This is a genomic window from Chromobacterium haemolyticum, assembly GCF_002081825.1.
GTDB lineage: Bacteria > Pseudomonadota > Gammaproteobacteria > Burkholderiales > Chromobacteriaceae > Chromobacterium > Chromobacterium fluminis.
In genome coordinates, this window is record NZ_MUKU01000038.1 from 16,618 (window position 1) to 40,265 (window position 23,648).

At 65.9% G+C, this 23,648-nt stretch carries 17 protein-coding genes; 11 read left to right on the plus strand and 6 right to left on the minus strand.

The features are described 5' to 3' along the window. Positions 1-27: 27 nt before the first annotated feature. Positions 28-417 carry a VOC family protein gene (locus tag B0T39_RS20575; RefSeq protein WP_043642350.1) on the minus strand — a complete coding sequence of 130 codons (390 nt, stop codon included), beginning with the start codon at positions 415-417 and terminating at the stop codon, positions 28-30. Between the two features lie 21 nt (positions 418-438). Further along, entirely contained in the window at positions 439-993 is a 555-nt protein-coding gene (locus tag B0T39_RS20580) for a cysteine hydrolase family protein (RefSeq protein ID WP_043642348.1), read from the minus strand. 986 nt (positions 994-1,979) lie between these two features. Between B0T39_RS20580 and B0T39_RS20585 the strand changes: the two genes are divergently transcribed. Next, positions 1,980-2,429 (plus strand): hypothetical protein, encoded by a 450-nt coding sequence (locus B0T39_RS20585; RefSeq protein ID WP_081549961.1) that lies wholly within the window; start codon positions 1,980-1,982, stop codon positions 2,427-2,429. Between the two features lie 50 nt (positions 2,430-2,479). Here B0T39_RS20585 and B0T39_RS20590 read toward each other — a convergent pair whose 3' ends face one another. Next, the gene (locus B0T39_RS20590; protein ID WP_081549963.1) at positions 2,480-3,196 is read right to left on the minus strand and encodes an ArsR/SmtB family transcription factor; all 717 of its coding nucleotides are present in this window, start codon (positions 3,194-3,196) and stop codon (positions 2,480-2,482) included. A gap of 80 nt (positions 3,197-3,276) precedes the next feature. Here B0T39_RS20590 and B0T39_RS20595 point away from each other — a divergent pair, with 80 nt between their 5' ends. From B0T39_RS20595 to B0T39_RS20605, 3 genes are read left to right on the plus strand one after another with little or no spacing between them, the layout of a single operon-like run. Beyond that, entirely contained in the window at positions 3,277-3,903 is a 627-nt protein-coding gene (locus tag B0T39_RS20595) for a DUF6058 family natural product biosynthesis protein (protein ID WP_081549965.1), read from the plus strand. Then, positions 3,900-5,006 carry a hypothetical protein gene (locus tag B0T39_RS20600; RefSeq protein WP_081549967.1) on the plus strand — a complete coding sequence of 369 codons (1,107 nt, stop codon included), beginning with the start codon at positions 3,900-3,902 and terminating at the stop codon, positions 5,004-5,006. Before B0T39_RS20595 ends, B0T39_RS20600 begins: the two co-directional genes overlap by 4 nt. After that, positions 5,003-5,329, plus strand: a complete 327-nt coding sequence (locus B0T39_RS20605; protein ID WP_081549969.1) for an antibiotic biosynthesis monooxygenase family protein — start codon at positions 5,003-5,005, stop codon at positions 5,327-5,329. Before B0T39_RS20600 ends, B0T39_RS20605 begins: the two co-directional genes overlap by 4 nt. Here B0T39_RS20605 and B0T39_RS20610 read toward each other — a convergent pair. Continuing rightward, entirely contained in the window at positions 5,301-6,083 is a 783-nt protein-coding gene (locus B0T39_RS20610) for a class I SAM-dependent methyltransferase (protein ID WP_081549971.1), read from the minus strand. The two genes, B0T39_RS20605 and B0T39_RS20610, sit on opposite strands and share 29 nt — an antisense overlap. A 362-nt stretch (positions 6,084-6,445) precedes the next feature. Here B0T39_RS20610 and B0T39_RS20615 point away from each other — a divergent pair, with 362 nt between their 5' ends. The 6 genes from B0T39_RS20615 (at position 6,446) to B0T39_RS20640 (ending at position 19,795) form a co-directional block, all read left to right on the plus strand. Beyond that, a complete protein-coding gene (locus B0T39_RS20615) occupies positions 6,446-13,366 on the plus strand; it encodes an Ig-like domain-containing protein (protein ID WP_176219619.1) in 6,921 nt (2,306 codons plus the stop codon). Between the two features lie 52 nt (positions 13,367-13,418). Continuing rightward, the gene (locus tag B0T39_RS20620) at positions 13,419-14,942 is read left to right on the plus strand and encodes a TolC family protein (RefSeq protein WP_081549975.1); all 1,524 of its coding nucleotides are present in this window, start codon (positions 13,419-13,421) and stop codon (positions 14,940-14,942) included. After that, positions 14,939-15,700, plus strand: a complete 762-nt coding sequence (locus B0T39_RS20625) for an efflux RND transporter periplasmic adaptor subunit (RefSeq protein ID WP_081549977.1) — start codon at positions 14,939-14,941, stop codon at positions 15,698-15,700. Before B0T39_RS20620 ends, B0T39_RS20625 begins: the two co-directional genes overlap by 4 nt. A 7-nt stretch (positions 15,701-15,707) precedes the next feature. Next, the gene (locus B0T39_RS20630; RefSeq protein ID WP_081549979.1) at positions 15,708-17,039 is read left to right on the plus strand and encodes an efflux RND transporter periplasmic adaptor subunit; all 1,332 of its coding nucleotides are present in this window, start codon (positions 15,708-15,710) and stop codon (positions 17,037-17,039) included. A 2-nt stretch (positions 17,040-17,041) separates the two neighbouring features. Continuing rightward, positions 17,042-19,150: an HlyD family efflux transporter periplasmic adaptor subunit gene (locus B0T39_RS20635; protein WP_254894619.1), complete on the plus strand. Its 2,109-nt coding sequence runs from the start codon at positions 17,042-17,044 to the stop codon at positions 19,148-19,150. A gap of 108 nt (positions 19,151-19,258) precedes the next feature. Beyond that, a complete protein-coding gene (locus tag B0T39_RS20640) occupies positions 19,259-19,795 on the plus strand; it encodes a GNAT family N-acetyltransferase (protein ID WP_081549981.1) in 537 nt (178 codons plus the stop codon). Between the two features lie 203 nt (positions 19,796-19,998). Here B0T39_RS20640 and B0T39_RS20645 read toward each other — a convergent pair whose 3' ends face one another. Continuing rightward, on the minus strand, positions 19,999-20,331 hold the full coding sequence (locus B0T39_RS20645) for a hypothetical protein (RefSeq protein ID WP_043642328.1): 333 nt from the start codon (positions 20,329-20,331) through the stop codon (positions 19,999-20,001). A gap of 79 nt (positions 20,332-20,410) precedes the next feature. After that, the gene (locus tag B0T39_RS20650) at positions 20,411-20,998 is read right to left on the minus strand and encodes a phage tail protein (protein WP_019104296.1); all 588 of its coding nucleotides are present in this window, start codon (positions 20,996-20,998) and stop codon (positions 20,411-20,413) included. A 323-nt stretch (positions 20,999-21,321) separates the two neighbouring features. Between B0T39_RS20650 and B0T39_RS20655 the strand changes: the two genes are divergently transcribed. Beyond that, on the plus strand, positions 21,322-23,592 hold the full coding sequence (locus tag B0T39_RS20655) for a DNA internalization-related competence protein ComEC/Rec2 (protein WP_081549983.1): 2,271 nt from the start codon (positions 21,322-21,324) through the stop codon (positions 23,590-23,592). The last annotated feature ends 56 nt before the right edge of the window (positions 23,593-23,648 follow it).

Sequence of the window (23,648 nt, forward strand, 5' to 3'; positions counted from 1 at the left end):
AAGCGCGGCAGACCTTGAACAGGTTCTTTAGGAAATGGGCGAGCACAACTCCAACAGCAAGCCATCCGGACAACGCAGATGGGACACGGTCTGGCCCCAGGGCTTGAGCGACGGCGCTTGCAGTTCAACGCCGCCGTGGCGCAAGGCCTGGGCGTGCGCGGCGGCCACGTCGTCGGTGACCAGCGCGATTTCCATGCCCAGCGGCAGCGGCGAGGCGTCCGCCGCCACATAGCCTTCCGGCAGATTCATCCGGCCCAGCGGGTGGGCGGCGAACGCCAGAGTGGTGGCGCCGGTGTCCAGCTCGCCGTAATCGCCGGATTCGTGCAGGAAGCGGCGCTTCAGGCCGAAGGCGTTTTCAAAGAAGGCCAGCGAGGCGGCGACGTCGGAGACGTAGAGAATGGTGTAACCGAATTGCATGGTTGAGCTCCTGATCAGGGTTTATTGCAGTTGCCGCAGAATGTCGGCGCATTCAACGACGCGAGCGTACTCGCCGTCCAGATTGGCCAGCGCCATGGCGTGCACTTCATCTGCGCTGCGGGGTGTGCCGGCGTAGTCCACTTTGTCGAAGGCGAAGCAGGCGTCCGCGGCCACCAGGGTGCGGAAGCCGAGGTTGCCGGCGCTGCGGGCGGTGGCTTCCACCGAGTTGTTGGTGCTGACGCCGACAATGAGCAGTTGTTCGATGCCGCGCACGCGCAGCCAGCGTTCCAGGCCGCTGTGTGCGAAGGCGTCCGGCACGTTCTTTTCCATGACGTGTTCGCTCGCCAGCGGGGTCAGCGCCGGCTGGAATTCGACGCCGGGCTGGCCGGGCCAGAACGGTGAGCCGGGGGTGCGGGAAATGTGGCGCACGTGAACCAGCGGCGCGCCGGCCTGGCGCCAGGCGTTCAGCAGTTGGGCGATATTGGCTTCGGCCTGGGGGTTGTTGCGCGGGCCGGCTTCGGGGCGGCTCATGCCTTGTTGCATGTCGATGATGATGAGGGCGGGGGCGGTGTGCATGGCAGGAATGCCGGGGTCATGGCGGGGGTTTAGTGTAGCAGGGGAGGCGGGGGTGTGCCGATGGCTTGGGATTGGTTTTGTGGAGGGGCTTACGGTCTTTAGATAGCTTTGTGCTTGGAGAGAGTTGTTTTGTTGAATCCGCTGCGCGGATGATATTTTTGATTGCCGGGGCTGCCCGGCGGGCAGGAAGGGGAATTTGCGCGGCCAAATTCCCCTTCACCCCAAAGGCCGCCCTGCAAGCCTGGCCTACGGCTTCCCGCCGGTTCCCGTCAGGCCCGAGGCGCGGCTGAACTCGCACCGCGCTAACGTCGCGCTGCTCGAACAAGCAGCCGCTTAAGACCTCGGGCCTGCCACCCGTCGGCAGGCTTGAAGGGACCTGGGGCGCGTCGGATACATGCTTTCTTTATAGGGAGCTAGGCTTATCCACAGACAAGAGCAATGGGGCCAAGTTACCCACAGAAATGCCCCACTTTGCTAAACGACCCCTCTTATTCAAAAAAGACCACCTTGTGTAGCGTCCAAGTGTCCTCGCGGGGCGCGCTCCGGGTTTCGCGTCCTGGGGGACGAGCGGGGATGGAAGGGGGCGGCGGCCCGCCCCCTCCCCGTTCGCCGCGCGGAAAGCGGCACCTAAATCAATATCCGCGTAGCGGATTCAAAACCAGATCACTCAACAAGTAAGCCACGCTCAAGCAAAGCAACCACCCCACCTTGACCCCAACCGCCCCCTCGGCAACAATCCCCCCGTTGTCGCCAAAACAAGCGGCACACGGGATTGGCGTCCCGTCGCTAGCATTAACCCTGGGCCTACGCAGCATGCTGCGTGGGCTGCTTTGCCATGGCAGCGCCATTCGGCAGGCGTGTGGGAGGAGAGTGCCATGCACTCGCCGGTTTAATGCTAGCCCGGTACGCCAATCCTGCCACGCGCCTGCCTCACCTCAGCTTCCCCCGGCAGGTGGTTTATCTTGTGTCACAGCAGGAGAAACACCATGCATCACGCTCAAAACTTCCCCCGTCGCCGCCGCTACAAACTGCACTCGCTGGAGCAGCAGGAAGCCTTGCTTCCCTTTGTTCGTTTCTGCCCCGGCCGCACCTATGCGCATTACTGGCAAATGCCCACGCCCCGTAAGGATTACCCCGCCGACAGCGCCTACGGCCGCGAATGTGCGGCGCATTTGCTGCAATGGATGAAGGACAACCGCGAATACGTCGGCAAGGGCCTGCTCAGCCGTGTGGCGCGCGACATCGATTTTGACGACCGCGATGGTCGCGGCCAGTGGATGGGTTTCTTCAACTATCTGGAAATCATGATGCTGTTGGGTGCCGACCGGGTCAGGGTCTACCGCCATGTCGATAGCCAACATCAGTTCTATCTGGCGCTGGGACAACGGCTCAAGCTGGAGGCGCGTTTCCGTCGCATCCGCCTGCGCAATCGCTGACCTCCGCCGCGTGGGTATCGCCGTCCGGCGATACCCACCTTATATCCCCCTCACTCCCCCCGCAGCTGCTCGCTGCCCACTCCGCATTCCTGCTTCAAGAAGGCGTAACCGGCCGGCGTGATCCGCAAGGCGCGGCTGTCGTTGCGGCGCTCGGTCAGGCCGCGCAGCAAAAAGGCCTGGCACAGGGCCGCGCCCAGGCTGCCGGCGATGTGGTCGCGGCGTTCGCTCCAGTCCAGGCAGGCCCGCGCCAGCGGCCGGCGCGGACGGGCGATGCCGTCCAGTTGAATGTCCAGCCGCGCCGCCAGCCAGTCCGAGCCGGCCGGCGTCACCGCGAACTCGCGCTCCTCGCGCCGTTGCAGCAGTTGCTGCTGTTGCAGGAAGTCGGCGACGACGATGCCCAGCCGGCCAGCAAGGTGGTCGTAGCAGCTGCGCGCCAGGCGGATGTCGGCGTTGCCCTTGGGGCGCACCGCGGCGTGGTGGCCGGCGGCGGCGGACAAGGCTTCCAGCGCATGGGCGATGGCGGGGCTGGCCAGCCCGTAATAGCGGTGGCGGCCGCGCTGTTCCACCCGCACCGCCTGGCCGTGCAGCAGCTTGGCCAGATGGTTGCTGGCCGCTTGCGGCGACAGGCCGGCGGCCTGGGCCAGGTCGCTGGCCGGGTAGAGGCGGCCGTCTTGCAACAGCAGCAGCATCAGCGCGCGGCCGGGATCGGCCAGCAGGCTGGCCAGGCGGCTGATGTCGGGTATGCGGTCGTGCGGGGTTGCAAGCATGGTTCATCCTTGGCTGAAACTTTGGCGGACGCCGCCGGCTACGATAAACCCATCGTCAAGTTGGAACAAGGAGAGCGGGAGTGGAGGATTTGCTGGACTATTTGCGCCGTCATTTTCTGGCGGAACCGGAGCTGTTGGCGCGCAGCGGCGTGAGCCTGGACACTTTGCGCGGCTGGCAGCGGGCCGGCGCGGCGCCGTGGCCGTCGTATCGGCTGACGCTGGCCGGGGAGGCGGCGTCCTGCATGGGCTCGGCGGCCTTGAGCGCGGAGTCGGCCTGGTATCCGCGAGGCATGCTGTGTTGGTTGGGGCAGGCGCTGGCCTTGGGCGGCGAGCCGGAGCGTTTGCGTACCGGCTTTGAGAGCGCGTGGCGCGAGGGGCTGGCGGCGTTGGAGCTGCCTCCTGCCGAGGCGGAGCCGGACTTGGCGGCCGTGTGGCGGGATTTCCTGGCCGGAAGCTACGGGGTGTGCACCCGCGCCGGCTTGCCGGGGGAGGTCGCGCAGAAGGAGGCGCTGGTGTCGCTGATCGACGCGTTGACGGATCGTCAACGCCGGCCCGGGTTGGCGCCGGCCGAACGTGAGCGCCTGGCGTGGGCGGTGGATTGGCTGGACGAGGTAGCGGCGCCGTTTGCGCCGCATGAACGAGCGGGTAGCTCGCGCGCGCGCTGCGTGGAGCTGACGCGGCGGCGGTATCTGGGAGCGGCGGCGTGAGCGCCTGGCCCTCGGACCCGCTGGCGGCGGTGGTCCACGCCCATCCCTATCCCTATTACCGGGATCTGGCGCAGCGACAGCCATTGTATTTTGATGCCGGCCTGGGGTTGTGGGTGGCCGCCGGCCACGCGGCGGTACAGGCGGCGCTGGCTTCAGCGACATGCCGGGTGCGGCCGCTGGAGCAGCCCGCGCCGCCGCTACTGGGCGACGGCGGCGTGGCTCGGACTTTCTGTCTGTGGGCGCGGATGAGCGAGGCGCCTCGCCATCCGGCCTTGAAGGCGGCCTTGAACCGGGCCTTGGCGACGGTGGCGGGCGCGGAGGCCGGAGGTTTGGCGGAAAGTCTGGCGCGAGACTGGCTGGCGCGCGAACCATTGAATGGAGGCTTGCTGGACCGGATGGCGCAGGGTTTGCCGGTGCTGTCACTGGCGGGTTTGCTGGGGCTGCCTATGGAGGACGCGCCGGGTTTGGTCGCGGAGGTGGCGGCCTTGACGCGGGCCTTGGCGGCGGATGCCGACGCCGAGGCGCTGGCGAGCGGGGGGAAGGCTTTGGCGGCTTTGCAGGCTCGGGTGGCCAAGGCTTTGCCGCGGTCCGGCGGCCTATTGGCGGTATTGCGACGCGAGTGGACGGAGGAGGAGGCGGCGCTGACGGCGAATGTGATCGGCCTGCTGTTCCAGAGCCTGGACGCCGGCGCCGGTCTGTTCGCCGCCGCGGTCTGGTATCAGGCCCATGGCTGTCCGCTGGCGGCGGGCGCGGCGGCGGATTGGGCCTGGCTGGCCTGGCAGGATCCGGTCTTGCACAACACCCGTCGCTTTACCGTGGGGGAGTGGTCTCACGGCGGGCAGACGGTGCCGGCCGGCGCTTCATTATTAGTGGTACTGGCCGCTGCGGCTTTGGACCCGGCAGGGCCGGGCGAAGGCTTGATGTTTGGCGCGGGCCGGCATGCGTGTCCGGGCCAGGCGCTGGCGTTGGAGATTGCCCGCGGCGGCTTGGCCGCCTTGGCGGCGATGCGGCCGGATTGGAAAACCTTGACGGCGGCGGCGCGTTTTCGCCGGCTGTCCAATGCGCGCGTGCGCATCTACGACGAGGAAGGGAGTGCGGAATGATTGCGGTAATTTTCGAGGTGGAACTGGCCGAGGGCGGCCGGGACGGGTATCTGGGCTGGGCGGAGCGTCTGGGGCGGGAGTTGGCGGAAGCGGACGGTTTCTTGTCCATCGAGCGTTTCGCCAGCTTGAATCGACCGGAAAAGATGTTGTCGTTGTCGTTCTGGCGGCGGCTGGAGCCGCACCGCGCGGCGCAGCGGCAGGGCCGGGAGGCTTTGTTCGCCGATTACCGGCTACGGGTGGCGACGGTGTTGCGGGACTATGGGATGAACGAGCGGGCGCAAGCGCCCGATGGCGTCAGCCCTGAACGGGATGCAAGGCCTTGATCACGTAAAGATCAAAGCGGGTGGATTTGCCGTCCAGCACCGCAGATGGCTTCACGCCTTCGATGGCCGCGCCCAGCCGCGGCCGTTTCACCACCACGCGGTACTTGGCCGCGGCGATGGCGGCTTGCAGCAGCGCGGCGCTGTCCTGGTCGTCGCCTATCACCTGCTGAAAGGCTTGCATGTCCTTTTTGGCGGCCGCGCTTTTCTTGTCGGTATCCGGAAACATCGGGTCGACGAAGACCACATCCGGCCGTTCGGTCTCGCTCAACGCGGCCAGCCAGGCGATGGAGCTGGCGTGCACCAGTTGCATGCGCGCGGTGATGTCGGCGGTGTCCGGGTGGCCGGCGGCGCGTTCCAGCGCGTCGGCCAGCAGCGCGGCGGCCACCGGCGAGCGCTCCACCAAGGTGACGCGGCAGCCCAATCCGGCCAGCACGAAGCTGTCGCGGCCCAGGCCGGCGGTGGCGTCCACCACATAGGGCAGTTCCTTGGCGCCTTTCAGGCCGATGGCCTTGGCCACCGGCTGGCCGCGGCCGCCGCCCTGCTCGCGGCGATGCTTGGCCGCGCCTTCGACGAATTCCGCATACACCGCGCCGTGCTTGCCGGTGGTCAATAGTTCCAGCCGTTCTTCGCCCAGTTCCAGCCAATAGCCTTGCTCGGGCCTCTGCGTCAGCAGAGGCAGGGCAAAGCGTTCGGCCAGCGCGCGGGCGGCGTCCTGGCGCGCGTCGGCGGCGCAATACAGCGGGGTGGCGGGCATGGAGAAATCCTTGGATGGGCGGACAGCGGACGAACGATACGGGATGGCGCGGACGAGGGCAAGCCACGGCATATTTCATATGTTGAATAAATATTGTGCGCGCTACGTATTTGCACTTAGCTTACTTCGCGTGAGGAACAACTATTTTTTAAAGAGGGGCCTTCTTCCTTGCGGCTGACAGCTTTTGTCAGCTTACAGGCGGCCTGGTTTGTTACGTTGTCGCAGTTGTTCTGATTTGAATTTATTTAATTGTCATTTATTTTTGCTTTGATACAGGTTCTAATCCGCTGAGCAGCTTTTTGGATGCAGTCATAGGCGTGGTTCGACCGGTGCTTTAAGCCGAAATGATCGGGGAGAGCGTGATGGGGTGGTGGAAATCAGCGGGGCAATCGCAAGGCAGTAATAAGAAGACACCGGTTCTCAAACGCTCCCGCCTGCTGTTGCAGGCCTTGGAGCCCAGGTTGATGTTCGACGGCGCGGCGGCCGCTACGGCCGCCGCCGCCTCGGCGCATGCGGACGCGCCGCACCCCATGGAGCGACCGGCTCCGGCGGAGACGCCGGCCGCGCCGCGGTCCGCCGCGGTGGAGAGGCTGGCGGAGAAGTTCGCCGCGGCCTTGGCGCCTGCCGCGCCGGCCAAACAGGTGGTGTTTGTCGAGTCCAATGTCGTCAATTACCAGAGCCTGCTGTCGCAAATGCCGGCCGGCATGGAAGTAGTGGTGCTCAATGCCGGCCAGGACGGCCTGAGCCAGATGGCGGAATGGGCGAAAACCCATCACGGCTACGCCGCCATCCATGTGATTTCCCATGGACAGAGCGGGGATCTGATGTTGGGCAGCGTGGAGCTGACCACCGCCAAGCTGGATAGCCGTCAGGCGGACCTGAAAACCATAGGCCAAGCCTTGCGCGCCGACGGCGATATTCTGCTCTACGGTTGCGACATCGCCGCCGGCAGCAGCGGGGCCGCCTTCGTCAGCGCCTTGTCCCGCTATACCCAGGCCGACGTGGCCGCGTCCACCGACGCCACCGGCGCGGCAAGGCTGGGCGGCGACTGGACGCTGGAACGCAACAGCGGCCATATCGACGTGGATGCCTTGCATTTTAGCTACGACGCCTTGCTGGCGCGGCCGGTAACCGGCACCACCGATTTCACCACATCGGATGGCAACACCTATAACCCATCCGGCAGCGTGGTGAACGCTGGTAACCTCCAGGGCTGGGATTTCTCGTTGCAACTGGGTTCCACCAATAACGGCGGCCAGACGATTATTGTCGAAAAAGCCGGCTCGGTGACCACGGAAACGGTGGACGGCTATAGCGACGGCACCATTCCCATCTCCTATTTCAGCGTCAAGTCCAACGATAGCAGCCGCTTCACCTTGAATTCCATCGGCGTCGTGCTGAATGGCTTCGACTCCGGCACCGCCGGCGGCAATCTGCAACTGGTTGGCTATATCAACGGTTCCGCGGTCAGCGGCGCGACGTTGACGCTGAACGTGGGCGACGTGTTGCAAGGCAGCGGCGGGCTGGTGACTTTCAATGTCTCCGGCAACAGCGCTTTCCAGGGCATTGATTCCTTCCGGGTGTTGGCGGCCAACGGTCACAATGTGACCGGCATGATAGGCATAGGCGCCATCAACGCCATCAATTTCGGTTTTGCGCCGGCGCTGACCGCCAGCGGCGGTTCAAGCGCCTATAGCAGCGGCACCGGCACTGCGGTGACGGTGGACAGCGGCATCACGTTGTCCGATTCCGACAGCAGCACTCAAGCCAGCGCCACGGTGTCGATCACTAGCAACTTCCACAGCGGCGAGGACGTGCTGGCCTTCACCAACAACGGCAGCACCATGGGCAATATCACAGCCAGCTACAACAGCGGCACCGGGGTGCTGACGCTGACCTCCAGCGGCGCCACGGCCACCCTGGCCCAGTGGCAGGCCGCCTTGCGCGCGGTGACCTATTCCGACAGCTCGCTGTCGCCCAACACCAGTTCCCGCACCATCAGCTTCGCCATCAACGACGGCGCGATCAACAGCAGCGCGGTGACCAAGACGGTGACGGTGGCGGCGGACGCCGCGCCGGTGATAGGCAACCTCAACGGCGACAATCCCACCTTCGCCGAGAAAGGCGGCGCGGTGAAACTGGATACCGGCACCGCGGTCACGGTGACGGATAGCGATACCCCCAACTTCAACAGCGGCAATCTGACCGTGCACATTTCCGCCAACGGCCAAAGCGGCCTGGATGTGCTGGGCATCGACACCAGCGGCACGGTGACCTTGTCCAGCGGCACCAGCGTGGGCAGCGTGGTGACGGTGGGCGGGGTGAGCATAGGGGTAATCGCCGCCAGCGGAGATGGTGTCGGCGGTCATGATCTGATCGTCACCTTCAACAGCAACGCCACCCCGTCGCGGGTGGCCACGCTGGTGGCGGCGCTGACTTACAACAACACCAGCAACGATCCCAACACCGCTACCCGCACAGTCAACGTCAGCGTCAACGACGGCCGCGGCGGCACGGGCTCCAGCAATGTGACGGTGGCGGTGGCGGCGGTCAACGACGCGCCCACCACCAGCGCCACCGCCAGCAATCCCACCTTCGCCATGGGCGGCTCTGCTGTGGCGGTGTTCAGCGGCGCCAGCGTTAGCGCAATTGAATCCAGCCAGAGCATCATCCTGCTGACCCTGACCGTGTCCGGTTTGCATGACGGCAGCAGCGAAATCCTGTCCATAGACGGCAGCAATGTGGCGCTGAGCAATGGCAACTCGGTCACCACCAGCGGCAACGGCCTGAGTGTCACCGTCTCCCTCTCCGGCGGCACCGCTACCGTATCCATCAGCAGCAGCGGCATATCCGGCAGCACCGCGGCCAGCGTGGTCAACGGCATCACCTATCGAGACAGCAACGGCAGCCCCACCGCCGGCAACCGCGTGGTGACGCTGACCAGCGTCAAGGACAACGGCGGCACCAGCAACGGCGGGGTGGACACCACCACGCTGGCCTTGGCTTCCACCGTCAATGTGGCGGTGGTGCCGGTGGTGACTCCCAGCGGCGGCAGCGCCGCCTTCACTTCCGGCGACAATACCGCCTCCACCCCAGTGGCGGTGGATGGCGGCCTCACCGTCACCGACAGCGCCAGTCCCACCCTGGTCAGCGCCACCGTGTCCATCACCGGCAACTTCCAGAGCGGCGAGGACGTTCTGGCCTTCACCAACGACGGCAGCACCATGGGCAACGTCACCGCCAGCTACAACGCCGGCACCGGGGTGCTGACGCTGACTTCCAGCGGCGGCAGCGCCACGTTGGCGCAGTGGCAGGCGGCTTTGCGGGCGGTGACCTACACCGACAGCGCGGTAAGCCCCAACACTGCGACTCGCACCGTCAGCTTCCAGGTCAATGACGGCAGCGCCAGCAGCAGCGTCGTCACCCGCGCGGTGACGGTGACCGCCACCGACCAGACCCCGATCGCCACCGCCAGTGGCGGTAGCGCGGTCTTCACCGCCGGGGACAATACGACGTCCACGCCGGTGGCGGTGGATACGGGCATTACGGTCAGCGATCTGGACAACACCACTTTGGCCAGCGCCACGGTGTCGATTACCGGCAACTTCCAGAGCGGCCAGGACGTGTTGGCCTTCAGCAATACCAGCGCCATCACCTTCGGCAACATCACCGCCAGTTACAACAGCGGCACCGGAGTGTTGACGCTGACGTCCAGCGGCGCCACGGCCACGCTGGGGCAATGGCAGGCGGCTTTGCGGGCGGTGACCTACACCGACACGGCGGTGACGCCCAACACCGCCACCCGCACCGTCAGCTTCCAGGTCAACGACGGCAGCAAGAACAGCACGGCGGTGACCCGCAGTGTGACGGTGGCAGCAACCGATCAAACCCCGATCGCCAACACCAGCGGCGGCAGTGCGGCCTTCACCGCCGGGGACAATACGACGTCCACGCCGGTGGCGGTGGACACGGGTATTACGGTCAGCGATCTGGACAACACCACTTTGGCCAGCGCCACGGTGGCGATTACCGGCAACTTCCAGAGCGGTCAGGACGTGTTGGCCTTCGTCAACAACGGCAGCACCATGGGCAACATCAGCGCCAGCTACAACAGCGGTACCGGAGTGCTGACGCTGACCTCTAGCGGCGCTACAGCCACCTTGGCCCAATGGCAGGCCGCGCTGCGCGCGGTCACTTATACCGACACTGCGGTGACGCCCAATACCGCCACCCGCACCATCAGCTTCAGCGTCAACGACGGTAGCAAGGACAGCGCCGCCGTGACCCGGAGCGTCACTGTGGCGGCTACGGATCAAACGCCTATCGCCACCACTACCGGCAGCGCCGGCGCCTATGTGGTGGGCGGCGCGGCCACGCCGGTGGACGGCGGTTTGACCGTGTCCGATCTGGACAACACCACTTTGGCCAGCGCCACGGTGGCCATTACCGGCAACTTCCACAGCGGCGAGGATGTGCTGGCCTTCAGCAACACCAGCGGCAGCACCTTCGGCAATATCACGGCCAGTTACAACGCCGGCACCGGGGTGCTGACGCTGACGTCCAGCGGCGCGACGGCCACGCTGGCGCAATGGCAGGCGGCCTTGCGCGCGGTCACTTACAACGACACCGCCGGTTCGCCCAACACCAGCGTTCGCACCGTCAGTTTCACCGTCAACGACGGGACCAAGAACAGCGCCGCAGCTACTCGCAATATTGCCTTGCAACTGATGCCGCCCAGCGTCTCCGGCCTGACCAGCGGCACCGACACCGGCAGCAGCCAAAGCGACGGCGTCACCAGCAACACTACGCCCACGGTGACCGGCACCGGGATCGCCAACAGCCTTGTCATCATCTATGTGGATGGGGTGCCCATCGATAGCACGGTCGCTGACGGCAGCGGGGCCTGGAGTTACAGCTTTGTCTCCAGCCTGAGTTCCGGCGCGCACGCGATCACCGCCGTGGTCAGCAGCGGCGGCGTCAGCAGCGGCCAATCCAGCGCCTACAACGTGGTGATAGACAGCAGCGCGCCCGCGACGCCGTCCGGCGTGGTTTTGAGTACGGCGACGGATACCGGCAGCAACCATGGCGACGGCATCACCGGCAACAATCATCCCACGGTCACCGGCACGGCGGAAGCCAATAGCACGGTGACGGTGTACGTGGACGGCACGGCGGTGGGCACGGCGACGGCGGATGGGAGCGGAGCCTGGAGCTATAGCATCTCCACGCCCTTGAGCGACGGCAATCACAGCATCCGCGCCACTGCGACCGATCTGGCCGGCAATGCCAGCGGCCAGTCCACCTCGCGCAGCATCACTGTGGACACCAGTGCGCCTGCCGTGCCTAGCGGCGTTGGCTTGAGCAGCGCCACCGATACCGGGTCCAGCCACAGCGATGGCATCACCGGCAACAACCAGCCGACGATTACCGGCACGGCGGAAGCCAATAGCACGGTGACGGTGTACGTGGACGGCACGGCGGTGGGCACGGCGACGGCGGACGGTAGCGGGGCTTGGAGCTACAACCTTGGCAGCTCTCTGGCGGACGGCAATCACAGCATCCGCACCACCGCCACCGATCTGGCGGGCAACGCCAGCGGCCAGTCGACGGCTTACAGCATTACCGTGGACACCGCCGCGCCTGCCGCGCCTAGCGGGGTTGGCTTGAGCAGCGCCACCGATACCGGGTCCAGCCACAGCGACGGCGTCACCGGCAACAACCAGCCGACGATTACCGGCACGGCGGAAGCTAATAGCACGGTGACGGTGTACGTGGACGGCACGGCGGTGGGCACGGCGACGGCGGACGGTAGCGGGGCTTGGAGCTACAACCTTGGCAGCTCTCTGGCGGACGGCAATCACAGCATCCGCACCACCGCCACCGATCTGGCGGGCAACGCCAGCGGGCAGTCGACGGCCTACGTCATCACGGTGGATACCATTGCGCCGGACGGCCCGGCGAATACCGGCCTGACTCAGGCCACCGACTCCGGCTCCAGTAACCGGGACGGCATCACCAACGTCAACCGTCCCAGCGTGACTGGCCTGGCCGAGGCCGGCAGCAAGGTGGCTGTGTTTATCGACGGCGTGCAGGTCGGCACCGCCACCGCCGACGGCAGCGGCGTCTGGTTGTTCAATCTGAGTCAGGCGTTGGCGGACGGCAACCACAGCGTGCGCGCCACGGCCACCGACGTGGCGGGCAACATCAGCGCGCAGTCGGCGTCGTTCACGTTTACCGTGGACACCGCCGCGCCGGCGCCGCAGTCCTTCACCCGCTTGGACCCGGTTTCCAGCTCCGCCAGCAGCCTGCGTTACGACCTGGTGCTGAACAAACCCATCGTGGGCCTGAACGCCAGCGATCTGAGCGTGATCACCAGCGGCGGCGCCCGCGCCAGCATCGGCAATATCGTCCGCATCAGCGATAGCCACTACGTGGTGCAGTTGACCGGGGTGGGCGGCGCGGGCTCAGTGGCGCTGGCGCTCAAGTCCGGCGTGGCGGCTGATTTGGCCGGCAACGTGACCCAGCAGCAGACGGTGGCTCCGGCCTATCAACTAAGCTCCGCCACCACGGTGGTGCTGCCGCCGTTGCCGCCGGCGGAAGCGCCGCCGCAGCCCAACACGGCGCCGGTCATCAACATCGCGCCCATTACGCCCAATATCGTGCTGGCCGCGGTGAGCGGGGTGAGCAACGGCCCCGCGCAGACGCCGCAAGGTCCGGTAGGGCCTCTGACGAGCAATCCCGTCCAGCTTTCCTTTGGCCAGGACCGTTTCGCGCCGACGCCGAGCGAACCGTTTGGACGAGGCAACGCCGGCCTGCCCTTTGTTTCCAATCTGGGCGGCACCTCGGGCGCGCCGCTGCAAGTGATGCCGGATCTGGGCGTGCGGCCGTTGGTGGCCGGGCAGGGCTTCAACTTCAGCCTGCCGCCCGGCACCGTGATTACCCGCAACCCGGACGCGGTGCTGAACATTCAGGTGCGTCAGAGCAATGGTCAGCCGTTGCCGACCTGGCTGAAGTTCGATCCTCAGACCGGTCGTTTCAGCGGCACGCCGCCGGCAGGCTGGAGCCGATCCCTGTCTTTGGAAGTGACGGTCAGCGACCAAAACGGCCATCGCGGCGTCACGCATATGCAGTTGAAAACCGGCGCGGGCGGGCAGGCGGCCGCGGCAACGGAGAAGGTTGCGGCGGCCGGCAAACCTGCTTTGCACGAGCAATTCCGCCAGCATGGCAGACCCGCTTTCGACCAGCAGATTGCCGAATGGCTGCAGGCGGAGGACGTGGTTTGACCGCGGGTTTCATCCATAACTTCACTAAACAAACAAACGCACAGGGGACGATATGACGCAACAAACACAGGGGGGAGGGGCCGGCCTCGGCGTTCTTCGAACGCTGGCCGCGCTGACCGCGCTGGCTTTGACCGGTTGCGCGGTGACGCCTACGCCGATGAGCCTGGGAGATCGCCAAGCCACGCTGGCGGCGGATCGCCAGGCCATGTTCGGCAGCCAGGAACCGCTGGCCGGGCCGGTGACCTTGCAAGAGGCGATGGCGCGCGCGTTGAAGTACAACCTGGATTACCGGGTCAAATTGATGGAAGAAGCGATGGCGCAGCGTCAGCTGGACCTGTCCAGCCTGGACATGTTGCCCAAGCTGGCGCTGGCCGCCGGCTACACCGCGCGCAACAAGGACAACGCCTCCTCGTCGCAGAACGTCGCCACCGGAGAACAATCGCTGGTGCCGTCCATCTCCTCGGAGAAGCGCAGCCATACCGCGGACCTCAACTTGAGCTGGAACGTGCTGGACTTCGGCGTCAGCTACTACACCGCGCAGCAGCAGTCCGACCGCATGCTGATCTTGCAGCAGCGCAAGCGCAAAGTGGCGCAGCAACTGATGCAGCAAGTGCGTGAAGCCTGGTGGCAGGCGGTGGGCGCGCAGCAGCTGGAGGGCCGCATCGATTCGCTGCTGGCCGAAACCAACCGCGCGCTGGAAGACGCGAGACAGGTGGAGAAGCAGAAGCTGCGCGCGCCGCTGGAAGCGCTGAACTACCGCCGTCAACTGCTGGACGTGATCCGCCAGATGGGCATGATCCGCAACGCGCTGGCCCAGGCCAAACCCAAGCTGGCCGCCATCATGAACGTGCCGCCGGGCACCGATTTCAAGGTGGCGGTGCCGGCAGGGCTGCCCACTCCGGCCTTGGGCCTGAAGCTGGAGCAGATGGAGGAAATGGCCCTGCTGAATCGGCCGGAATTGAACGAGGCGCGTTACAACGAGCGCATCGGCGTCACCGAAACCCGCAAGGCCATCGCCAAGCTGCTGCCGGGCCTGGAATTCAGCATCGGACAGAACTACGACAGCAATAAATTCCTGGTCAACAACTCCTGGAGCGACGCCGGCCTGCGCATCAGCTGGAACCTGCTCAATCTGTTCAGCGCCGGGCCGATCACCAAGGCCGCCGACGCCCAGCTGCAAGTGGCCAAGACCCAGCGCATGGCGCTGAACATGGCGGTGTTGACCCAGGTGCACGTGGCCTACCTCGATCTCAAAGGCCGCTCGCGCCAGTTCGGGCTGGAACAAGAACTCAACGACGTGGAGCAACGCATCTACGTGCAGAACCGCAACGCCACAGACAGCGGCGTGCAGGGCCGCCTGCCGGCGATCCTGGCCGACGCCAACGCGGTATTCTCCACGCTGCGGCTGTACCAAAGCTACGGCGATCTGCAAAACGCCTACGGCCAGATGGGCTCCAGCCTGGGGATGGACCCGCTGCCGGAAAGCACCGCCAGCTATGATCTGCCGGCCTTGTCCGCCGCCTTCAAGGGCGCGGAAATGCGTTGGCAGGGTCAGGTGGCGGGGAGCAAGCCATGAAGTTGACGGTATTTCGGACTACGGTCTGCCTGCTGGCGGCGGGTTGGGCCCAGGCAGCGACGCCGCCGGCCAAACCGTTGCCAGCGCCGGTGACCAACGCCAGCGACGGCCGTATCCGCGTGCAGTTGATGGCGCGCAACGCCGTGACCCTGTCCGGCGAGGTGGCGGCCAAGATCGCGGCCTTGCCGGTGCCTGAGGGCGCCAGCTTCAGCAAGGGCCAGGCTCTGGTGCAGTTCGACTGCGGCAGCTACCGCGCCCAGTTGCGCAAATCCCAGGCCTCGCTGGAGGCTGCCAGCCAGTTGCTCAAGGTGAACAACCAACTGGCCAAGCTCAATTCCGCCGGCGCGCTGGACGTGGCCCAGGCCCAGGGCAAAGCCAAGGAAGCGGCCGCCGACGCCAGCTATATGCAGACCATCGTCGGCAAATGCGTGATCAGCGCGCCCTTCAACGGCCGCGTGGCGCGCCGCATCGCCGCGGTGCACCAATATGTCAGCCCGGGCAATCCGGTATTGGACATCGTCGACTCCGGCTCGCTGGAGCTGCGCATGCTGGTGCCGTCCAAATGGCTGGCCAAGCTCAAGTCCGGCAGCAAGTTCACCGTGGCGGTGGACGAGCTGGGCGCCAGCTTCCCGGCCAGGATAGAACGCCTGGGCGCGCAGATAGATCCGGTCAGCCAGTCCATCCTCGCGGTGGGCGTCATCGAAGGCAACGGCGCCAGCCTGCTGCCGGGGATGAGCGGCTGGGCCAGCTTCAAGTAGGCGGTGCATGGGGCACGCCGATAGAAGCCGGGAACTAGCCGGCCTGCTGCAGCTACTGCACCGCGCGCGCGACGCGGTCAGCGCAGAGCAGCTGGGTTTCATCATCGTCAACGAAAGCCAGCAACTACTGCCATACCGCCAGGCGGCGGTCTGGCGCGAGGGTCTGCATCGCCATGTGACGGCGTTGTCCGGCCTGGCGGAGCTGGATCCCACCGCGCCTTACATGCAATGGCTGTCCCGCGTCTTCCGCCATTTGGCGGAGGCTGGCGGGCCAGAAGTCGGACAGGACAGCCGCTTGCTCGAAGCCGGCGATCTGCCGACGGAGCTGGCCGAGGATTGGTCCTCTTGGCTGCCGGCCCACGCGCTGTGGCTGCCTCTGGGCGAGCAGGGCGCCTGGCTGCTGGCGCGGGAAATGCCGTGGAGCGATTACGAGCGCAAGTTGGCGGAAGAGTTGGCTCACGGCTACGGCCATGCGTTGCTGCGTTTCGCGCCCAGACGCAACTGGCGGGAGCTGGCGCAGCAATGGCTGAGGCCCGGTCGCAAGCAGAGGAGGTTGTTCATCGCGGCGCTGTTGCTGGCCTGCATGCCGATACGCCTCAGCGTGCTGGCGCGCGGAGAAGTGACGCCGCAAAACCCGGTGCTGCTGCGCGCGCCGCTCAGCGGGGTGATAGACCGCATCCAGGTGCAACCCAATCAGCGCGTCAAAGCCGGCGACCCCTTGTTTGATCTGGACGCCACCTCGCTGGCTGGTCAGTTCGCCATGGCCGCGCGCGAGCGAGACGCCGCGCAAGAAAGCTTTCGGGCCAGCGCCCAGCTGGCGGTCACCGACGACAAGGGCAAGCTGGCCATGGCGCAGGACCGCGCCAAGCTGGAAGAAAAAAGCATAGCCGCCGAATACACCGGCCTGGAACTGCAACGATTGCACGTCACCGCGCCCAGCGCCGGCGTAGTGGTGTTTTCCGATCGAAACGACTGGCAGGGCAAGGCGGTGACGGTGGGTGAAAAAGTGATGACCCTGGCGGACCCCGCCCACGTGGAACTGGCCGCTTGGCTGCCGGCGGCGGAAGCCATAGATGTGGCCCCCGGCGGCAAGATCACCCTCTATCCCAATGCCTCGCCCACCGAGTCCTACGACGCCGAAATCCTCCGCGTCGCTTATAAGGCCGAGGCGGTGGAGGGTGGCCTGCTCGCCTACCGGCTGCAAGCCCGCTTCGTTGACGGCGACAAGCCGCGCTTGGGGCAGATGGGCACCGCCCGCGTCTACGGCGACTGGGTGCCGCTGATTTATTACGCTTTGCGCCGGCCGCTGACCGCCGCGCGGCAATGGCTGGGGTGGTGAGCATGCCATCTCCCGCCTTACCCGCGCTGCGTCAGGAACTGACGCTGCATCCTGGCCCGGTGCTGGCCGACGGCGCGCCTAGCTGGACCTTGCACGATCCCTGCGCCCACCGCTTCTATCAATTGGGCTGGGCCAGTTTCGAAATCCTGTCGCGTTGGCGGCTGGGCACCGCCGAGGCGGTGCTGCAAGCCGTCAATGCCGAAACCACGCTGCAACTTGGCGCGGAAGACATCGAAGCCGTACTGTTGTTCTTGTCCCGCCACCAACTGCTGCAGGCCGTCAGCGTCGAGCAGAACGGCTGGCTGTGGCAGTTGCGCGAGGCCAACCGACCCAGCCGCGCGATGTGGCTGTTGAAGAACTACCTGTTCTTCCGGGTGCCGCTGTTGAGGCCGGAGGCCCTGCTTAATCGTCTGCTGCCGTGGACCGGCTGGCTGTTCCATCCGCGTTTCTGGATGGCGATGGGTGCGGTGCTGCTGCTGGCGTTGGCCTTGGTGTCCCGGCGCTGGGACGAGTTCACCCACACTTTTTCCGCCTATGGCGGGGTCAGCGCCGCCATAGGCATCGGTCTGTCGCTGAGCCTGGCCAAAATCCTGCACGAAATGGGGCACGCGCTGACCGCGCGCCACTTCGGTTGCCGGGTGCCGGCCATGGGCGTGGCGTTTTTGGTGATGATGCCGGTGCTCTACACCGACACCAACGATGCGTGGAAGCTGAACGCGCGCCGTCAGCGGCTGCTGATCGGCGGCGCCGGCATGCTGGCGGAGCTGGTTCTGGCCGCCTGGGCCACCTTGTTGTGGAGCTTCTTGCCGGACGGTCCATTGCGGGCGGGGGTTTTCCTGCTGGCCACCACCACTTGGTTGGCGACGTTGGCGATCAACGCCAGCCCCTTCATGCGCTTTGACGGTTATTTCCTGCTGGCGGATTATCTTGGTCTGCCCAACTTGCATAATCGCGCTTTCGCGCTGGCGCGCTGGCAGCTGCGCAAAACCTTGTTGGGTCTGGACGACCCGGTGCCGGAGCACTTCCCGGCCGCGCGCCGACGCGGGCTGATCCTGTTCGCTTGGGCCACCTGGCTGTACCGGCTGGTGTTGTTTCTTTCCATCGCCTTCCTGGTCTACCACTTGTTCTTCAAGGCCTTGGGCATGCTGTTGCTGGCGGTGGAGCTGGGATGGTTCATCGCCCGCCCGGTGGTGGGCGAACTGATGGTGTGGTGGCAGCGCCGAGCCGATCTGCGCTGGGGCCGCGCAACCCGCCGCAGCGCCGCGGCCTTGCTGGTCCTGACGCTGGCGTTGATTCTGCCGTGGCAGCGCGAGGTGGCCAGCCCGGCCGTGCTGGGCGCCTTGCAGTCGCAGGGGCTGTACGCGCCGGCGGCAGGCGAAGTGGCCGAAGTTTTGGTGCGCGACGGTCAACTGGTCAAGGCGGGGCAGATCATGGCCAGACTCAGCTCGCCGATGCTGGAGGCGCAACTGGCGCTGGCCGGCGCCCGTGAGCGAGATCTGGCCTGGCAGACCGCGCAGCAACCGTTCGACCTGGAGCTGCAACAGCGTGGTCCCGCCTTGCGCAAGCAATGGCAGGTGGCGGAGGAGCAAGTGACCGCTTTGCGCCAGCAGATGGCCAGGCTGACTCTGGCGGCGCCTTTCGCCGGTCGAGTCGTGGACGTCAGCGATGCGCTGCGCGCCGGCACCGCGCTGGCCGAGGGCGAACATCTGCTGGACGTGGTGGGGCCCGACGGGGTCAAGGGTGAGGCCTTTGTCGAGGAGGCGGCGCTGAACGGACTCAAGCCGGGGCATGTCGCCCGCTTCGTCGCCGACGGCGGGGAGTTTTGGAGCGTGGAATGCAGGCTGGGCCAGATCGACAGGCTGAATCTGCCATTGCTGGACCAGCCCTTGCTAGCCTCCACCTATGGCGGGCCGGTTCCCACCGAGCAACGGGACCGCGGCCTGGTGCCGCTGGTGGCCACCTTCCGCGTACGGCTGGAGCGCTGCGACCGCAGCGGCGCGCCGCTGCGGGAACTGGCCGGCGTAGCGAGGCTGCAAGGCGAGCGTTACAGCTTGCTGGAGCGCGGGTTGCGTCAGTTGCTGGCGGTGTTCCGCCGGGAGGCGGGGTTGTAAGGGCGGGTTTCGCCTGATTTGCAAGACCTTGCGCGCGTTGGCGCGTAGAACGAAACGGGCGCGCCGTCGGCGCGTCCCGCAACAGGTTTTGGAAAGGAGCCGTTCATCATGTCCTCATTCTTGAACACTTCCTCGCTGGCCGAAGGCCTGCATTTGCGCCCGGCGCGACATCTCGACGAGGCCTTCATTGCCGGCCTCTACCGCAGCGCCCGTCCGGATTTGCAACTGATAGACGGAGAGGAGGAACTGATCCGCACTGTGCAGGAACAGCAATACCAGGTGCTGCAACGCGGCGCAGGCGACAACTATCCGGATGCGATGCACTTCGTCATTGAAAAAACCGGAGCCAGCGTCGGCGTGGTGATGGTGGATTTCGGCCATAACGAAGTGCGCATCATCTTCCTGGCCATGGTGCCGGAAGCGCGCGGCCTGGGTTACGGCAAGGAGGTGCTGATGGGCTTGCAGCAGGCGGCTTGGCAAGTGCGCGCGCCGTTGGCGGTGGTGGTGTGGCACAGCAATGTGCAAGCGCGCCGGCTCTATCACCAATTGGGTTTTGTACTGGAAGAAGCCGGCGACATGGCGGACAAGCTGGTATGGCGGCCCGAGCGCCACTCGCCGCAGGGCGAGGCTCGAGTCGGGTTGTAGCGTCGGCGGCCTGACGGGAGCTTCCGCTCCCGGCGGGCCGGCTTAGAACCTGTTCACGATCTGCTGCGCGTTGACGGAATAGTTAGACAAGGGCGTTGAAAACGGCTTCGAAATGCTCATGTACCGTATGTACACTCCGCTTTCTCAGCGGTTTTCGCCTTGTCTCGCCTTAGCTCGCGAGATCGCGGGACTTGCACAGGCGCTCAGTTGAAAGGCAGCTGGAAGTAGGCCAGAGCCGGGTCGCGTCCGGCGGGAATCACCCGGCCTATCCACACCAGATCCAGGCGGATGGCGTCGCTGTGCTCGGTGGCCGGCAGCTCCAGTTGGCCCACCGCGTCTTCCAGATTGGTGGCGCCTTCGGCGGCCAGCTCCACCACAAAAGGAGTGCGCCGCGCGGTCTGGTGCGGTGATTGAGCCTGCGGCCGCAACTTGACGGCCTGTACTTGCAGCGAAATATCGGGATGTTGCGGGTTGCGGAAGATGCAGTGCTTGCCGAGCAGATGCATGAAATCTTCGGCTTGGACGGTGGCGAGCATGGCGAAGTCCCCTGAAGGCAAAGGCCGCCGCCCCTGCGGCGGAGAGGCGGCCGGAAGCGGCGAGGGCCGCATATTGTGATTATGGACGAACCGGATACAGACCGTTGATGGCGATACAGAAATTCAGCGCCAGGAAGGGGTTGAGCACACTGACCGGAGCGTTGCCGCCGGTCAGGTCGGTATTGCCGGTGGCGGACAAGCCTTGCACCGACACCGGGTTGTTCAGCGCCGTGGACCAGATGGTGGCCAAGCCGGTGCCGGCGCCGGAAGCGCCCAAGTAGGGATTGCTGGCGCTGGGCGCGCTAGCCGGGGTGGCAGGCGTTGGCGTGCCAGCGGCGTGGAAGGTCACCGCCATGGAGGTGGCGGTATGGGAGTGAGCCGGCAAGTTGGCCACGCTGAGCGCCACGTTTTGGGTGCCGCCGAACTGACCGGGGTTGTAGGCAGGCAGATTATAGGCGGGTTGGGCGGGACCGGTGCCAATGGCCATGCGGCCGGTCAGATTGGGCAACTTGAAGTTTTGCGACGCGGTGCCGCCATAGAGCGTGCCCAGTAGCGAGTACAAGGCTTCGTACTGCGATACCTGATAGGTCTGGCCCTGGCACAGCGCCCAGTCCTGCGGCGCGTAATTGAAGCCGTAGACCGTAATGGTGCCCATGTATGCGTCCATGTGTTCCTCCTGAGAGTGATCCGCCTGGCAGCTGCCAGATGGGAAAACGGTGTTTAAAGTGAGGCCGGCTGCCGCGCTTCAGACTGCTCGGGGCCAAGCGGGGCGTCGTGGCGACCGGGCGTTTTTGAAAGCGCTTGTCCTAGGTGTAGCCCAGCGGTCTGCTAATGCAATACGCATTTGTACTTGTTATTTTTTTGATATTTATCTGCTATGAGTGCGATTTTTGCGCGCGAAAAATACATATAGCATGATGAGTGGCCGGTAGTTTAGTGAATGTGTTTAATAGATTGCGATGGCGCGGCATCGCTGTCTAAGATGCCGGCATGCCTGTCTTGATCGCACTGCTATGCGGCATCGCCATTTGCGCTGCCTTGCCGGCCTTGCCCACCGCGACGGGGTGCTTGGGCCTGGCGGTGGGCGCCGCGGCGCTGGCGGCCTGCCTGCCGTCGCGGGCAGGGCCTTGGGCCGCCCTGATTCCCGCCTTTCTGCTGGGGCTGGGCTACGCCGCCTGGCGCGCCGACTACCGTATGGCGCAGCAACTGCCGCCCGACTGGCAGCAGCGTTCCATCGTCTTCATAGGCGAAGTGCGTGGCCTGCCGCAGGCCGGCGAGTATGGGACGCGGCTGATCATGGAGGTGGAGCGCACGCTGACGCCGGGCGTCAACTTGCCGCAAACCGTGCGGCTGACGGATTTTCTTCAACGGGATTGGCCGACGGGCAGCCGCTGGCGGGCGGAGGCGCGTTTCAAGCGCAGCCGCGGCACGGCCAATCCATTCGGTTTCGACGTGGAACAATGGCAGTGGTCGGAAGGCGTGTTGGCCAGCGGTTCGTTGAGACCGGGCGAGCGCCGGTTGGAGGACAGCCGCGCGCCGCTGGCCTGGGTGGATCGCGCGCGCGCCGCCTTGGTGGCGCGCATAGAGCGGGTGTTGGGCGAATCGCGCGAAGCGGCCTTGATCGCCGCGTTGACGGTGGGCGCGCAACAACGCGTGGCGCGAGAGGATTGGGGCTTGTTCGCCGCTACCGGGCTGACGCATCTGGTTTCGATCTCCGGCCTGCACATCACCATGTTGGCGGGTTTGGCGGCGGCGGCGTTGGCCTGGCTGTCGCGAAGACTGCCGGTCTTGGGCTTTCCGCCGCGCTTGCTGATTGCCGGCGGGGCTTTTCTGACGGCGGGGGCCTATGCCTTGCTGGCCGGTTTTTCGGTACCGACCCAGCGCACGCTATTTATGCTGGGCGTCGGGCTGGCCTCGCTGTGCCTGCGGCGCGGCTTGTCGCCGTTTCGCATCTGGTGGCTGGCCTTGGCGGTGGTCTTGCTGATCGATCCTTTCTGCGTGCTGGCGCCTGGCGTTTGGCTGTCCTTCGGCCTGGTGGCCGCCTTGATAGCCAGCTCCATCGCCAGACGCCGCGCGCCGGGCAAATGGCAGGCGGCGTTGGCGGGACAGTGGGCGGCGGGCGTATGCACGCTGGCGCCGCTGGCTTGGTGGTTCGGCGGCATTCCGCTGGTGTCGCCGCTGGCCAACGCGCTGGGCATCCCCTATGTGTCGCTGTTGCTGACGCCGCTGGCTTTGGCCGCCGCCTTGTTGCCGCTGGAGTGGCCGCTGCATTTGGCCGCCTGGCTGGTGCGCGGCTTTTACTGGGGGGTGGAGTGGTTGGCGCAAGCGCCGGCCTTGTCTTTGGCCGGAACGCCTCTGCCGCTGTTCTTGCTGGCCTTGCTGGGGTCGGCGTGGCTGATCGCCCCGCGAGGCGTGCCGGGACGAGGGCTGGCGGCTTTGATGTTGCTGCCGATGTTGGCTTACCAGCCCCCGCCGCCGGCACAGGGCGAATTCCGCGCCACCATGCTGGATGTGGGCCAGGGCCTGGCGGTGCTGGTGCAAACCCGGAGCCGTTCCTTGTTGTTCGATACCGGTCTTGGCGGGGCAGAGAGAGTCCTGTTGCCGCAGTTGCGCGGCTTGGGGGTGAAGGAACTGGATGGCTTGGTGCTGTCGCATCACCATAGCGATCACGACGGCGCCGCCGCCGAGCTGGCTACGGCTTTGCCGGTGGGGCGGGTGCTGGCCGGCCAGCCGGAGTCCTTGCCGGGGCTGGGATTGAGCGGCGACGGCTGCCGTCCCGGACAGAGCTGGGCATGGGACGGGGTGCGTTTCGATGTGCTGGGCCCGCCGGACACGGCGCCGGCCAATGACGAGAACGCGCAGAGCTGTATCTTGCGAGTGGCCGGCATGAGGCACGCGCTCTTGCTCAGCGGCGATGCGCCGGAGGCGGTGGAACGCATGCTGGCCGATCAACCTGGCCTGCGCCTGCGCAGCACGGTGTTGGCTGCCGGCCACCATGGCAGCCGCACTTCCACCGGGGCCGCCTGGTTGGCGGCGGCGCGGCCGGAAGTGGTCCTGATCAGCGCCGGCTATTTGAACCGCTACCGCCATCCGCATCCGTCTGTGCTGAGGCGGGTGGAGGAGGCCGGCGTCGCCGTGCTGCGCACCGATCTGGACGGCGCGCTGACCTTGGCGTTCGGCGACGGGGTGGAGTGGAGCTGTTGGCGCGACAGTCAGCGCCGTTACTGGCGTGAGCGCGGCGATTGCGGCGAGCCGCCTTGAGCCTGGCGCCTGGCGGACTCACTCGGGAACGCCGCGCATGCGTCGTTCCCGCCCAA

What these genes read in the sequence shown, in the direction of transcription:
- B0T39_RS20575 (WP_043642350.1), bottom strand. Translation starts at nt 417, where the DNA reads ATGCAATTCGGTTACACCATTCTCTACGTCTCCGACGTCGCCGCCTCG.
- B0T39_RS20580 (WP_043642348.1), bottom strand. Translation starts at nt 993, where the DNA reads ATGCACACCGCCCCCGCCCTCATCATCATCGACATGCAACAAGGCATG.
- B0T39_RS20585 (WP_081549961.1), top strand. Translation starts at nt 1,980, where the DNA reads ATGCATCACGCTCAAAACTTCCCCCGTCGCCGCCGCTACAAACTGCAC.
- B0T39_RS20590 (WP_081549963.1), bottom strand. Translation starts at nt 3,196, where the DNA reads ATGCTTGCAACCCCGCACGACCGCATACCCGACATCAGCCGCCTGGCC.
- B0T39_RS20605 (WP_081549969.1), top strand. Translation starts at nt 5,003, where the DNA reads ATGATTGCGGTAATTTTCGAGGTGGAACTGGCCGAGGGCGGCCGGGAC.
- B0T39_RS20610 (WP_081549971.1), bottom strand. Translation starts at nt 6,083, where the DNA reads ATGCCCGCCACCCCGCTGTATTGCGCCGCCGACGCGCGCCAGGACGCC.
- B0T39_RS20615 (WP_176219619.1), top strand. Translation starts at nt 6,446, where the DNA reads ATGGGGTGGTGGAAATCAGCGGGGCAATCGCAAGGCAGTAATAAGAAG.
- B0T39_RS20620 (WP_081549975.1), top strand. Translation starts at nt 13,419, where the DNA reads ATGACGCAACAAACACAGGGGGGAGGGGCCGGCCTCGGCGTTCTTCGA.
- B0T39_RS20625 (WP_081549977.1), top strand. Translation starts at nt 14,939, where the DNA reads ATGAAGTTGACGGTATTTCGGACTACGGTCTGCCTGCTGGCGGCGGGT.
- B0T39_RS20630 (WP_081549979.1), top strand. Translation starts at nt 15,708, where the DNA reads ATGGGGCACGCCGATAGAAGCCGGGAACTAGCCGGCCTGCTGCAGCTA.
- B0T39_RS20635 (WP_254894619.1), top strand. Translation starts at nt 17,042, where the DNA reads ATGCCATCTCCCGCCTTACCCGCGCTGCGTCAGGAACTGACGCTGCAT.
- B0T39_RS20640 (WP_081549981.1), top strand. Translation starts at nt 19,259, where the DNA reads ATGTCCTCATTCTTGAACACTTCCTCGCTGGCCGAAGGCCTGCATTTG.
- B0T39_RS20645 (WP_043642328.1), bottom strand. Translation starts at nt 20,331, where the DNA reads ATGCTCGCCACCGTCCAAGCCGAAGATTTCATGCATCTGCTCGGCAAG.
- B0T39_RS20650 (WP_019104296.1), bottom strand. Translation starts at nt 20,998, where the DNA reads ATGGACGCATACATGGGCACCATTACGGTCTACGGCTTCAATTACGCG.
- B0T39_RS20655 (WP_081549983.1), top strand. Translation starts at nt 21,322, where the DNA reads ATGCCTGTCTTGATCGCACTGCTATGCGGCATCGCCATTTGCGCTGCC.